The 13298-nt window shown below is 33.8% G+C and carries 12 protein-coding genes and 3 tRNA genes; 14 read left to right on the forward strand and 1 reads right to left on the reverse strand.

Features of this window, described 5'->3' with window-relative positions:
* Window positions 1-163 precede the first annotated feature (163 nt).
* The 12 genes from OCV48_RS00685 to OCV48_RS00740 all read left to right on the forward strand — a co-directional run bounded on the left by OCV48_RS00685 (window position 164) and on the right by OCV48_RS00740 (window position 9577).
* Complete coding sequence (locus OCV48_RS00685) at window positions 164-1411, forward strand: lipopolysaccharide biosynthesis protein (protein ID WP_021982044.1); 1248 nt, start codon at window positions 164-166, stop codon at window positions 1409-1411.
* Window positions 1412-1460: 49 nt separating this feature from the next.
* Window positions 1461-2243 carry a glycosyltransferase family 2 protein gene (locus OCV48_RS00690; RefSeq protein WP_021982043.1) on the forward strand — a complete coding sequence of 261 codons (783 nt, stop codon included), beginning with the start codon at window positions 1461-1463 and terminating at the stop codon, window positions 2241-2243.
* Between the two features lie 28 nt (window positions 2244-2271).
* Window positions 2272-2997 carry a glycosyltransferase family 2 protein gene (locus OCV48_RS00695; protein ID WP_021982042.1) on the forward strand — a complete coding sequence of 242 codons (726 nt, stop codon included), beginning with the start codon at window positions 2272-2274 and terminating at the stop codon, window positions 2995-2997.
* Window positions 2998-3002: 5 nt separating this feature from the next.
* Window positions 3003-3362 carry a DUF2304 domain-containing protein gene (locus OCV48_RS00700; RefSeq protein ID WP_021982041.1) on the forward strand — a complete coding sequence of 120 codons (360 nt, stop codon included), beginning with the start codon at window positions 3003-3005 and terminating at the stop codon, window positions 3360-3362.
* Window positions 3363-3393: 31 nt separating this feature from the next.
* Complete coding sequence (locus tag OCV48_RS00705) at window positions 3394-5367, forward strand: DUF2142 domain-containing protein (RefSeq protein ID WP_262558503.1); 1974 nt, start codon at window positions 3394-3396, stop codon at window positions 5365-5367.
* A gap of 30 nt (window positions 5368-5397) precedes the next feature.
* Window positions 5398-6507 (forward strand): CBS domain-containing protein, encoded by a 1110-nt coding sequence (locus tag OCV48_RS00710; RefSeq protein ID WP_021982039.1) that lies wholly within the window; start codon window positions 5398-5400, stop codon window positions 6505-6507.
* Between the two features lie 182 nt (window positions 6508-6689).
* Window positions 6690-6762: transfer RNA gene (locus OCV48_RS00715), tRNA-Phe, on the forward strand.
* 43 nt (window positions 6763-6805) lie between these two features.
* Window positions 6806-6876 (forward strand) — tRNA-Gly (locus OCV48_RS00720).
* A 44-nt stretch (window positions 6877-6920) separates the two neighbouring features.
* Window positions 6921-6993, forward strand: a tRNA-Gly gene (locus OCV48_RS00725).
* Window positions 6994-7197: 204 nt separating this feature from the next.
* Window positions 7198-8127: a GTP-binding protein gene (locus OCV48_RS00730; RefSeq protein WP_147590841.1), complete on the forward strand. Its 930-nt coding sequence runs from the start codon at window positions 7198-7200 to the stop codon at window positions 8125-8127.
* Window positions 8128-8320: 193 nt separating this feature from the next.
* Window positions 8321-9175 (forward strand): DegV family protein, encoded by an 855-nt coding sequence (locus OCV48_RS00735; protein WP_262558507.1) that lies wholly within the window; start codon window positions 8321-8323, stop codon window positions 9173-9175.
* Window positions 9176-9304: 129 nt separating this feature from the next.
* Entirely contained in the window at window positions 9305-9577 is a 273-nt protein-coding gene (locus tag OCV48_RS00740) for an AbrB/MazE/SpoVT family DNA-binding domain-containing protein (protein ID WP_021982036.1), read from the forward strand.
* Between the two features lie 213 nt (window positions 9578-9790).
* Here OCV48_RS00740 and OCV48_RS00745 read toward each other — a convergent pair whose 3' ends face one another.
* Complete coding sequence (locus OCV48_RS00745) at window positions 9791-10243, reverse strand: hypothetical protein (RefSeq protein ID WP_021982035.1); 453 nt, start codon at window positions 10241-10243, stop codon at window positions 9791-9793.
* Between the two features lie 317 nt (window positions 10244-10560).
* Between OCV48_RS00745 and aroA the strand changes: the two genes are divergently transcribed.
* Together aroA and OCV48_RS00755 are read left to right on the forward strand one after the other, a co-directional pair.
* Complete coding sequence (aroA, locus tag OCV48_RS00750) at window positions 10561-11889, forward strand: 3-phosphoshikimate 1-carboxyvinyltransferase (protein ID WP_021982034.1); 1329 nt, start codon at window positions 10561-10563, stop codon at window positions 11887-11889.
* A 14-nt stretch (window positions 11890-11903) separates the two neighbouring features.
* Complete coding sequence (locus tag OCV48_RS00755; RefSeq protein WP_021982033.1) at window positions 11904-13289, forward strand: O-antigen ligase family protein; 1386 nt, start codon at window positions 11904-11906, stop codon at window positions 13287-13289.
* The last annotated feature ends 9 nt before the right edge of the window (window positions 13290-13298 follow it).

A 13298-nucleotide genomic window follows, 5' to 3' on the forward strand; every position in this document is an offset into this window, starting at 1 on the left:
GTAAATGTCGTTAAATATGAGAAAATGCAAGTTACATAAAAATAAATTGTTATAGTATATAGTAAAATAAGCCTTTTTTGTAATTATTACAAAAAATTTTCTTGATAAAAGGTGGTGAAACGAGTATACTTATGCATTGTATAGTAGTGGAAAGGATATAAAAATGTTTGAAAAAAACGAAAAAAGCGATTTCCTGTGGAATATGATAGGCAGTCTGGTCTATGCGATGTCAACAGTGTTTATGTCATATCTTACAATAAGAATCGTTGGAGAAGAAAAGGGTGGAATATTTGCAATAGCACTGACTATAAGTCAGATGTTAGTATATTTTGGATATTTTGAAATGAGAAATTATCAGGTTACTGATTCGAAAGATAGGTATACCTTTGGACAATATTTTACTACGAAGATATATACATGTGCAATTATGCTGCTGGTATCAATTGGCTATATTTTATTAAAAGGATATGACAGGGAAAAGGCTGGAATTGTTCTTTTAGTATGTATTTTAAAATTAATTGATGCATTTGCGGATGTGTATGAATCACAATTCCACAAAGATGGTTATCTGTATCTGGCAGGAAAATCAATGTGTCATAGAACACTTATTATGATGGCTATATATTTTATAATGCTTATTATGACGCATAATCTTGTGATTACGATGATAATTTCGGATGTAGTGGCAGTTATATGTGTATACATTTTTGATATAAAAGTTTATAATAAATTTGAAGATAAATTTAATCTATGTAATATTAAGAGTGTACTTGAGATTATGAAAAATTGCTTTCCATTGTTCCTTGGTGTATTTTTGTGGGCATATATACTTAGTGCACCAAGACTTGCTGTGGATAAATATATGTCAAGCGAGTATCAGTCTTATTATCAGGCTATTTTTCTGCCTGTATCAGTTATAAATCTTTTTGCGGGATTCTTATTCAGACCTATGCTTATTACACTGACAGATTTAAATGAGAAGAAAGAATTTAGAAAGTTCTTTGCAATTATTTTTAAAATGCTATCTTGTCTGCTAGGAATAACTGTAGTGTGTTTAATAGGAGCATATTTGTTAGGAATACCTGTTTTGTCAATTGCAACAGGGTGCGAGTTATCTGCATACAGAAGCCTGCTTGTGTTCACTATAGCGGCAGGAGGAATTAATTCTGTTGCGTTTGTCCTATATTATATACTTACAATATTTAGAACAAAGAAGTTGATAATGACAGGATATATATTATCAGCGATAAGCGTCTACATTTTATCGGATAGATTAGTACAGCAATCAGAACTTTTTGGGGCATCAATGAGCTTTTTTGTGGCGGTATGTGTTCTGGGACTGTTTTTCGCAGGAAGTATCATAGTTTATGTGCTTAAGGTAAAGAAAACGATAAAACAGAATATAAAGTAGAAAATTATAGGCGGACTGATAGATAAACGTCTGCGGAATGGAGATAATTATGCAACATACTTTTGCTATTTGTGCGTATAAAGAAAGTCCATATTTGGAAGAGTGTATAGAGTCATTGATGGCTCAGGAGATGAAATCAGAGATTATTATATGTACATCCACACCTAATGATTATATAAAAAATATGGCAGAAAAATATAATATAAAATTGTATATAAATACAGGAAAAAGTGGTATTACGGAAGATTGGAATTTTGCATATTCCAAAACAACAACTAAATATGTAACGATAGCACACCAGGATGATGTTTATCTTCCGCTGTATTCTAAGACAATGTCAGATATGATGGAGAAAGCAAAGAATCCAATAATATTTTTTACAGATTATTATGAACTTAGAAATGGTAAAAAAGTTCATAATACAGGACTTTTGAAGATTAAGAGACTTATGCTTGCACCATTAAAAATAAAAATATTTCAGAGAAGTAAGTTTATAAGAAGAAGAATCCTTTCAATGGGTTCACCAATATGTTGTCCTTCGGTAACATTTAATAAAGAAAGATTCAGGGAACCTTTATTTAAGAACCATTTCAGAACAAATGAGGACTGGGAATGCTGGGAAATACTGTCAAGACACAAAGGAACATTTGTATATAGCAGTACTCCACTTACATGTCACAGAATCCATGAAGGTTCAGAGACATCAGCAGCTATTGCGGAAACAGGAAGAAGCTCAGAGGATTATGAGATGTTCAGAAAATTCTGGCCAAAATTCATAGCCAAATTACTGGTAAAACAGTATGGAAAGAGCGAGAAGTATAATGAATTATAACAGATTATTATGTATGGAGGATTGAAAAATGGAGAGTATTCAAAGTACAAACGAGAGCATTAAACTAAGAAAATTAGTTATAATACCGGCATATAATGAGTCGGCAAGTATAGTAAATACAGTAAATGATATAAAGAAAAATGCACCTGATTTTGATTATGTAGTTATTAATGACCATTCTAAGGATAATACTTTACAGATATGTAAGGATGCAGGACTTAACGTGATTGATTTACCACTTAACCTTGGTATAGGCGGAGCAGTACAGACAGGTTATCTCTATGCATGTCAGAATGGATATGATATAGCAGTGCAGTTCGATGGAGATGGCCAGCATGATGCAAAATATCTTAATGAAATGGCAGAGACACTTGTGAAAGAACAGGCTGATATGGTAATTGGTTCAAGATTTATTGAAAAAGAAGGATTTCAGTCATCATTTACAAGAAGATTAGGTATAAGATATTTTACATTCCTTATAAAAATTCTGACAGGTCAGAAGATTACGGATCCTACATCGGGTTACAGAATGTGTAACAGAAAGATAATAGAATTGTTTGCAGGAAATTACCCTAAGGATTATCCGGAACCTGAGACAACGACCTGGATATTAAGAAAGAAATTAAAAGTATTAGAAATTCCGGTAATTATGAGGGCAAGAGAAGAAGGAGTTTCATCAATATCGCTTAAGAAATCATTTTATTATATGTTTAAGGTTACTATGGCTATTATCATAGAAAGGACAAGGAGGTAAGGGAAATGTTATTGAGATTACAGATAATTGTTGCAGTTATATTAGTTCTGGGTCTTTTATATGTTATTTCGCTTGTAAGAAATAACAGACTTGAACTCAGACATGCAATTTCGTGGATTTTAGTTGGAATAACTGTATTAATTCTGGATTGTTTTCCAGTATTGATGGAGAAATTATCGGAACTTTTAGGAATAGCATCTCCTGTAAATATGATGTTCTTTCTGGCATTTTTATTTTCACTGGTGATAATACTTGTTATGTCAGTAGCACTATCAATAGCATCTTCAAGTATAAAAAAACTGGTTCAGGAAATTGGTATCTTAAAGGCAAGAGTTGATGAATTGGAAAATAAGACAAGAGATTAGGAAAACGGGCAGCTTAGGAATGGAGAATGATATGAAGAATAAGAATATATGGAAAAAATTACCAGCACTCGCATTAATTTTAATTATATATATAACTTTATGTCTGAGAGTATATACAAGGTTTATCATACATAATGATAGTTATAATCTGAATGAGAGTGAAAATGGAAAAGTAAGTGAAGAGCTTAAAAAAGGTGACGTTCTGGTACAAGATGAAAAAGGTATAACAGGCAACATTAAGAAAATTATTATTCAATGTAGAGAATATAAAGCTGAAAATAATAATCTGGGAATACTTAAGCTTACTGTGACTGATAAAGACACAAATGAAGTGTTAGCAGAGACTAAATGTGATACAGGTTATATAAATTCCAGAAAGCTGATAGCATTTGAATTAGAAAATCCACTTAAGCTTAAGGAAGAAAAGAACCTGAGTTTTAAAGTAGAAGTAGAAGAGTTAAACCCAAATGACAAGCTTACATTGACTTATTGTAATCCGGATGATGAAAAATTGACCGTTAATGGAAAAGCTTCGGATAGCGTATTAAAGGTTTCTCTTATAATGGCTTCGGGATTTGATTTGTTCTCATGGGTTACAATGTTATCATTTACAATACTAGGTATACTGATAGTTGTATTTTATTATCTGTTATTTATCAGACAGAAGGATATAAAGACAGAATTCGCATATCTTATCTTTGCTATTGTAGTAGGATTTATTTTCCTTTTATATTTACCGGATTATTCGACACCAGATGAAGAAAAGCATATTGCTACTGCTTATGGAATATCTAATATGGTATGTGGTGGAGAATATAAAGATTCTGTCTCTGTCAGAAAAAATGATGCTGAACAGAACGTATTACGTGCTTATCTGACAAGAGATGTATATAATAATTATTATAACAGCCTTTTGCATAATACAGGTGCAGATAATACAATGGTTAAAATGAAATCAGATTGGAAAATGCTAGATACACAAAAGTATCTGTATTTTGCTCCGGCACTTGGAATTACTATTGGAAGAATTCTTCATTTTGGAACGGTTCAGACATTAATTTTAGGCTCTATGTTTAATTATATATTGTTTGTTCTGCTGGCATTCTATGCAATCAGAAAGATTCCGTTCGGTAAGATGGGAATGGCTATCTTATGTTTGATGCCATTGACGTTGCAACAGGCCTCTTCATACTCTTATGACTGTCCGATTCTTGCAATGGCTTTGGTAGTAGTTGCACTTTCACTTAAATTAACAGTAGATGAGAAAATTAATAAGAAGGATTTAGCAGTTCTTATTGCAGTAAGTATTTTGTTCCTTCCTGTTAAGGGATTTGCATATGCACCAATTCTTTTGATGACATTATTGCCTCTTAAGAGATTGTTTAGAGAAAATAAGAAGTTATTCAAAATACTGTTATCAGGTCTTGTGGCGGCAGTTATAATTGCATTGATAGTGAAAATGTTAACACCACAACAGGGCGGTTCAGGTTCTATGAATGGATTTGTGGAATGGGCAAATTCACCGGGTTACACTATAGGATATTTAATTAAGAATCCTGCTTTCTGTATTGTACTTTTCTGGGACACACTTGCGAATCTCGGAACATTTTACTTCGGAAGCATGATAGGAAGCAACCTTGGCTGGATAGATATCGGCATACCAATGGTAGTAATTGTTCCGATATTTATTGTTATGTTCTTGGGATTTATGAAGTCTGAAGATGATAATTATGATTTTAGCGGTAAGGCTAAATTAATGATGAGCATAATGACTATTCTTAGCGTTGGTTGTATTATGGGGGCTATGCTCCTCGATTGGACACCATTAGGCAGTACAGAGATACAGGGTGTGCAGGGAAGATATTTTGTTCCACTTCTGGTGATTGTACTTTTAGCAATGAGAAGTAATAAGATAAAAGTAAATAAGAATTTATATAGAGATTGTCTGTACACAATGGTACTCCTACAGCCATTAGTATTATTCTTCATTGTTGCAGCAGCATAGTAAGTTACCTAAAAAGAGGTTGATTTAGAAATGAACGCATTTAAGTTAATAATATCAAAATCAAAAGTTAAATATTTATATGATACAGACGAATTTGAACAGGGAATGGAGATTTTAAAGCAGAGTGGATATACAGCAATTCCTGTAATACGTGTAGATGGTACATATGCGGGAACGGTCTGTGATAAAGATTTTCTGTTGAAATATACAGATGAAGATATGAAGAACTATGATGGTCTGTTAATTAAGGACATTATAAGACAAGGCTGGAATCCGGCAATAAACATTTCGAGTGATATAAATGATTTGCTGCTTTTGTCAATGGAGCAGAATTTTGTACCAGTTGTAGACGATATGAATGTATTTATCGGAATTATTACCAGAAGAGATATAATTAAATTCTTAACGGAGAATGGTAATTCATTACAGAATTTTAATGCTAAAGTCGGTGATGCAAGAAAGATGGAAGTGGCAATTCACCAGTTAGAGCAGAATGTTGCACCATATGAGATGTTTTCTAAGATGTATGAGGCTGCGATGAAAGAAATATGCATAAGAATTGAAACCATTAATGAAATGCTTAAATTCAAATATAACAGAGAACCACTTCATCAGCTTGAGAAGAGAATTAAGAGTGCCAGAAGTGTAATGGGGAAATTAGCAAAGAAACAGCTAGAGGCAACAGTTGATAATATGCAGGATAATCTGTTTGATATTGCTGGTGTCAGAGTTGTGTGTGCTTATATAAGTGATGCGTATGAATTTGCACAATATCTTGAGAATCAGCCTGATTTGCATCTTATTAAGAGAAAGGATTATATTGCTAATCCAAAGCCTAACGGATATAGAAGTCTGCATCTTATATTAGAAGTGCCTATCAATTATATCGGTGCGATGAAGATGATTCCTGTTGAGATTCAGTTCAGAACAGAGCCTATGGATTATTGGGCAAGCCTTGAACATGATTTAAAATATAAGCCAATCTATAATAATGCAGGACTTGATATTTCAGCAGAGTTATTAGAATGTAGCAATGAACTTGCCAGGACAGAGGAGAAGATGCAGGGGCTTGCTAAATTGATAACCGGAATGGAAGGTAATGAAAGATATTTTGGTGGAGGCAATGTTAATATTAAATAGAATGTTGAAGTGGAAATAAATGAAAGACTAAAATCTACTTTGCCTACTTCGAAGTGAAAATAAACTTTTCACTTCAGTAAAATAAAAATGAATAGAAAATAAATAAAATTTTGCTTGACAATAATTAGAAGTCATTGTAAAATGTTCAATGCGTGTTAATTGTGATGTTTCTTAAAGAAACTGCCCAGATAGCTCAGTTGGTAGAGCAAGGGACTGAAAATCCCTGTGTCACTGGTTCGATTCCAGTTCTGGGCATTACGCAGGAGGCACTTAGTGCCGAATGCTTTACATACAATATGCGGGTGTAGTTCAATGGTAGAACACTAGCCTTCCAAGCTAGATACGTGGGTTCGATTCCCATCACCCGCTTTGATACAGAGTATCATATGGATATACTTATATATATCTGCATTGCGCGAGTGGCTCAGTTGGTGGAGCACGACCTTGCCAAGGTCGGGGTCGCGGGTTCGAGTCCCGTCTCGCGCTTTTCTTATTTACTCAAACCATTTAATATATAAAGAAACCTGAAGAAATTCAGGTTTCTTTTTGCGTGTAAAATAATTAAGAGAATTATTATTGAAAAAAATAGTCAGAATTATGATAAGAAGAAGCGGTTAAAATAGGTAGCATAGGAATATTTGCTATGCTATAATTAGGTTGTGCAACAAGACGCGCAAGAATGGAGATAATATGATAAAGATAGATTTAATTACAGGTTTTCTTGGTTCAGGAAAGACAACATTTTTATTAAAATATGCAAGATATCTTATGCAAAAGGGACTGAAAATCGGAATTCTCGAATATGACTATGGCGCTGTTAATATAGATATGATGTTATTATCAGAACTTCGTGGTACGCAGTGTGAGGTTGAAATGTTAGCGGCAGCGTGTGATTCGGATTGCCTGCAAAGAAGATTTAAGACGAAACTTATAGCAATGGCAATGAGTGGTTACGACAGGATAATCGTAGAGCCATCAGGAATATTTGATATGGATATGTTTTTCGATTCGCTTCGTGAAGAACCTCTGGAGAATTGGTATGAGATAGGAAGTGTCATCACTATTGTAAATGCTAACCTTGTAGAGAAAATGACTAAGGAAGCTGATTATATATTAGCTTCACAGGCTTCGTGTGCAGGGTGTGTGGTTCTTAGCAGAACTCAGTTATCTACTCCTGAAAATATCGAGAATACCAAGAAGCATATTGCAAATGCAGCAGAGAAAATTCATTGTAAAAAGCTTCTGACAACATATATGGAGAAATCGTGGGAAGATTTTACGGATAAAGACTACGAATATCTGATGAATTCAGGATATCACATCGGTGATTATATGAAAGTTATTACAGAGGGCAAGGGCGAATTCTCGTCAGTAAATTTCCTTGATATCAAAGATGAAGTACCTGTATTAAAAGAGAAAATAAAGACACTTTTTGAGTCGGAGGAATATGGCAAGGTATTACGTGTAAAAGGTTTTGCAAGTGAAAATGGCAAAAATTACGAGATAAGTGCAACTGAAAATGAATTAGTTGTGAAACCAATGAATGTTGGCAGAGGCGTGGTCATTGTAATTGGTTCAGGACTAGACAGTAAGAAGATAAAAGAGTTGCTAGATAGATAAAAATCGGGTTGATAAATTTAAAAAAATTTATTTAATAAAAATGTGTATTGACAGTTATAAAGTATAATGTTATCATTTCACATAGTAATCAATACTACATAAAACAAATAGTGAATACTATGAAATGTTAATGAAAAAACTATATAAAACAAAATATTGCTTACTATATTATGAAATCAGGATGGAAAATGAAATGAATAACAGTAAAACAGCACTATTAGTAGATTCAGGTTGCGATGTGGGAAAAGAGTTCGCAACAGAATATGACATAAGAATATTAGGACTTAAAGTTGTATATGGAATGGAAGTATTTTCCGATGGAATTGATATTGATCCGATGACGGTATATGAAAGATTTCCAGGAGAGATTCCAACGACATCAACTCCAAATGTTATGGAAATCAGAGATTTATTAGATAAAATTAAAGAAGACGGATATGAGAATGTAATCGCAGTATGTATATCAAGTAAATTAAGTGGAACATATAATACCGTTAAATCTGTTCTTGAAGAATATGACGGACTTAACGGCTATGCATTAGATACAAAGAATATTTCAGCAGGTGCAGGACTCTTAGCAATGTGGGCAGCAGTACAACTTAAAAACGGAATGTCATACGAAGAATTAGTAGAAAAACTACCTGCAAAAGTTCCAGATTCACACGTATTTTTCTATATGGATACACTTGATTATCTTAAAGCTGGCGGAAGAATCGGGAATGTTACAGGCTTCATAGGAAAAGCACTTGATTTAAAACCAGTAATAACCTGTAACCCTGAGGGAATATATAATACAGTAACAATGTTAAGGGGCAGAAAGAATAGTGTTAAGAGACTTGTGAATATTGTGGAGAAACAAGTGGGCGATGATGCTGATAAGTGGATAAGTATTATGAATGGCAAGGCAGCAGATAAAGTGCCTGAAGTAGAGGCTCAGCTTTCAGAGAAATTCTCTAAGATGGAGATTGTAGAGAAAAAACAGATAGTTGCTTCACTTGCAGTTCATACAGGTCCCGGACTTGTTGGAATAGGAGTGTTGAAACTTTAGGGAGATAGTGCGAAAAATAATGCTGATGCGATTATTTTTTGTAAAAACATTGATAAATTTACTAAATAGGATATAATAAAAGTAGGAGAAATCCTACTTTTCCTATTTAAAGAAATGGAGGTGATTTGAATGGTTGCGAATACATTTATTGATAATGCAAAGGTTATGTCAAAGGGGCAGGTAACAATACCTAAAGATGTACGTGATATTCTTGGAATTTCAAGTGGAGACAGAGTGACATTCGTTGTTGAAAATGGAAATGTGCGTATAATTAATTCAGCAGTATACGCAATGCAAATGCTTCAAAAACAGATGGAGGGTGAAGCTGAGCGAAATGGACTTACTTCTGATGATTTGGTTATGGATATGGTAAAAGAGGTTAGAGCAGAAAGTGAGGATTAATGAAACCAAGAATTATGACGGCAACTGAATTTATTAAAAAAATGCAAGGTATCACGTAAATAATAGTGATAATATATTTAATTAATACGAAAAGATAAAATTAAAGGCTGAGTATCAGACACAATAATAGTGCGAGATATTCAGCCTGTTTTGTTGCAATGGTAGTGAAGCCATAGCACAAAGCTATGGGAATAGATATTTCTGACATTTTAATTAATTTTCGCTGTTGGTGTAATGAATACAGATACCACTACTATAAGAACGTGGGTCGAAACGAGATGAAATGGAACCCCACCAAAATGAGTTTTCTTCGTTTCCTAAACCACAGAATTTCATAAGCCATTCATCACAATATCGTTTTTCGTTCTTCATTATTTCTGTAGGTGTCTGATTTTTCAGGTGCAAAATGGCATTTGAGTCTATATTTTGTGGGAATAATTCGATAAATTCAAGATTTCCCTGCGGATTAAAACACAAATCAACAGGAATTTTGGTGTCATAAACTTTTTCACTGATATCATACCATATATATCCATTTTTCATATCTCTGACTCGTAGAATTTTATCTTTTGGAAAATCAGAAATAAAATCAGTAGAATGTAATAATGGTGATAACGTTATATTCAATTCAGGAAAAGTAATTTTACCTGTATTAAGCTCAATCAAATAAACTTCCTCCTTTAAGATTTATTCGTGTTCATATTTGCTTTCATTATACCACAATTCTATATTTTATTACAAACTGGGAAAACGTTTTCTAAATAAATTTTTACAAACAAAAAAATATATGATATTATGTTGTAAGATTAAAATTGCGATAACGCTTAGAATAGAGGAATAGTGTGAAAAATACAGATTGATATCTGATTTTTCACACGGCTATTTGTGCCACAGGCGCCACAAATAGCATATATCGCAGAGCCAAATCTGACATTTGGCTCGCGATTCCTCCGGCACTTTGTGCCTGCGGAATGGAGATTAGTATGAAATATATTCGTAAAATAAAGACAGATGATGGTAAAGAACACGAAGTATACATAACTCGTAAAGTTAATAAGCCGGTTAGTGGAACTGTTGTTGTACCAGGTTCTAAGAGTATGACAAACAGAGCATTATTATTAGCAGCACTTTCTAAGGAAAAGTCAACTTTAAGAGGTGTGTTATTTAGTGATGATTCAAGACATTTTCTTATGTGTCTGGAACAATTAGGTTTTGCACTTGAAATAGATGAAGAAAATAAGATTGTAAAAGTACAGGGCTGTGGTGGAAAGATTCCAAATAAAGAAGCTGTAATCGATGTTGGAAGTGCGGGAACAGCCGCAAGATTTATTACAGCAATGCTTGCTCTATCGGACGGAAAATATGTTATCAACTGTTCAGAACAGATGAAGAAGCGGCCTATGTCAGAGCTTTTCAGAATATTGACGGAAATGGGTGCAAGCTTCAGGTATCTTGGAGAAGAGGGATACCTTCCGGTAGAAGTGTCAGGCAATGGAGGAAAATGTCACAACATTGATATGGACATAAGCAAGAGTACGCAGTTTCTAAGTGCGATGCTTATGGTAATTCCAGTTACCAGTACGGGAATCGATATACATATAGTAAGTGAGAAAAAAGATGGTTCATATATAAGGATAACCAGAAATATGCTAAAAGAATTTGGCGTAAAGACTGAATTTGATGGAGAAACATATCATATAGACGGAAATCAGAATATACATATTGGTGATTATTATATTGAGCCTGATGTTTCGGCTGCGTGTTATTTTTATGCAATTGCAATGATTACAGGCGGAAGTGTGACAGTAGAAAATGTACACAGTAACTCGACACAGGGAGATATGAAGTTCATAAAACTTCTTGAGAAAATGGATGGAAAGGTAACAGATACCAGTAAGGGAATCAATGTTACCGGAAATGCCGATGGTACATTTAGTGGAATAGATGTTAATATGAATGATTTCTCGGACCAGGCGCTTACATTGGCGGCGATGGCACCATTTGCAAATAGCGAGACAATAATCAGAAATGTCGGACACATAAGAGGTCAGGAATGTAATCGTATGAGTGCAATTGTTAATGAACTTACGAAATGTGGAATCAGATGTGAAGAAAATGGCGATGATATTCATATTTATCCGGGAAATGTTAAACCTGCGTTAATTGAAACATATGATGACCACAGGGTTGCTATGGCATTTACAATGATGGGATTACGTGCGGACGGAATAATTATTGATAATCCTATGTGCTGCCGTAAAACATTTGAGAACTACTATGATGTATTAGAGAAATTTATGAATGAAGTATAGAAGAAGGGTAGAAAATGAAGATTAAAGTTGAGAAAAAAGCTAATAAAGGTTCCAAAGAGAAAATTAATATTAAAATCGGAAAATATGATAGTATCAGCGATATATTTAAAAGCATACCGGATAACTTCTGGAATATTGGTGGCTTCATATTTATGATGCTTATGCTTTTAATATTATGTGCTGAAGAAGTGTACAGATTATTTTCAATGACACAGAAATATGGAATATTCAATATATCATTCTTTTTCATAGGGTCTATTGCGGAAATATTTGCGACATTGTATATTTTCTCACAGTTTTATAAAGAAGAGAAATTCAGTTTAAAGAAGATTCTTAAAAACAATGTATGGGATATTCTTCTGTTTGCAATGCTTATCTGGAGTGCAGTTTCAACATATACAGCAGATAACCTCTACGTGGCTACCAAAGGTACCTGGTATAGAAAAGATGGCTTCTATACATATCTTATATATGCGGCAATGTATGTCTGTGGTAAGGCAGTGACCTCTGACCGATTCAGAAGATATATTTTAAGAACATTTAGTACGGTCTGTACATTATTATCATTATGGGTGCTGTTTCAATATAATGGACATATATATAATATGTTTGGCAGATATGCGCATAATATGGATATATGGACGAAATATGCAAGTATATTCTATAATACAAATCACTATGCTTATTTTATGACATTAGCCATAATGGCAATGGTAGGACTTATAATTATAGAAGAAAAGCTGATTTATAAAGTTATATTCTTAGCAATGTTTGTATTTAATCTATGGGCATTAATTATAAATGATACATTTGGCGGTTATATAGCAGTTATGGCAGGAATAATATTTGTCTCCATAATATTTATAATCAAAGACAGAAAGAAACTTGTTCCGATAATTTTAATATGCCTGACATTTATAATAACGAGCGTATGTGTAGATGCGAAAACACATATACTTTCAAATGATTTTGGCGTAACTTATGGTGATGCTAAGGCTGGAATATCGAATGATGCAGGTGGTACAAGCAGAATTGGCCTCTGGAAGCAGGCATTCAGATTTATGAAAGACAGACCGGTATTCGGATATGGCCCTGATGGATTATGGTCGCTATATTATGAGAAGGGCTTTAGCAGCGACAGACCACATAATGAATTTATACAGCATGCGGTATACCTGGGAATTCCGGCGGCACTTATGTATATTGGTGCAATACTCAGCCTGTTTATATATTGTATAAAGAGGATTAAGAAATTAAATGTGCTTATGCTGACAATTGGTGGAATGGTATGTGCATATCTTGTGTCGTCATTCTTTGGAAATACAATGTATTACACAGCACCGTATTATTTTATGACACTTGGAATGTTATCGGCGTGCCACAGAAAAGATGCCCTATAAGGCTTTTTT

The sequence above is a fragment of the Bovifimicola ammoniilytica genome, from assembly GCF_025567085.1.
Lineage (GTDB): Bacteria > Bacillota > Clostridia > Lachnospirales > Lachnospiraceae > Bovifimicola > Bovifimicola ammoniilytica.

What these genes read in the sequence shown, in the direction of transcription:
- OCV48_RS00685 (WP_021982044.1), top strand. Translation starts at nt 164, where the DNA reads ATGTTTGAAAAAAACGAAAAAAGCGATTTCCTGTGGAATATGATAGGC.
- OCV48_RS00690 (WP_021982043.1), top strand. Translation starts at nt 1,461, where the DNA reads ATGCAACATACTTTTGCTATTTGTGCGTATAAAGAAAGTCCATATTTG.
- OCV48_RS00695 (WP_021982042.1), top strand. Translation starts at nt 2,272, where the DNA reads ATGGAGAGTATTCAAAGTACAAACGAGAGCATTAAACTAAGAAAATTA.
- OCV48_RS00700 (WP_021982041.1), top strand. Translation starts at nt 3,003, where the DNA reads ATGTTATTGAGATTACAGATAATTGTTGCAGTTATATTAGTTCTGGGT.
- OCV48_RS00705 (WP_262558503.1), top strand. Translation starts at nt 3,394, where the DNA reads ATGAAGAATAAGAATATATGGAAAAAATTACCAGCACTCGCATTAATT.
- OCV48_RS00710 (WP_021982039.1), top strand. Translation starts at nt 5,398, where the DNA reads ATGAACGCATTTAAGTTAATAATATCAAAATCAAAAGTTAAATATTTA.
- OCV48_RS00730 (WP_147590841.1), top strand. Translation starts at nt 7,198, where the DNA reads ATGATAAAGATAGATTTAATTACAGGTTTTCTTGGTTCAGGAAAGACA.
- OCV48_RS00735 (WP_262558507.1), top strand. Translation starts at nt 8,321, where the DNA reads ATGAATAACAGTAAAACAGCACTATTAGTAGATTCAGGTTGCGATGTG.
- OCV48_RS00740 (WP_021982036.1), top strand. Translation starts at nt 9,305, where the DNA reads ATGGTTGCGAATACATTTATTGATAATGCAAAGGTTATGTCAAAGGGG.
- aroA (WP_021982034.1), top strand. Translation starts at nt 10,561, where the DNA reads ATGAAATATATTCGTAAAATAAAGACAGATGATGGTAAAGAACACGAA.
- OCV48_RS00755 (WP_021982033.1), top strand. Translation starts at nt 11,904, where the DNA reads ATGAAGATTAAAGTTGAGAAAAAAGCTAATAAAGGTTCCAAAGAGAAA.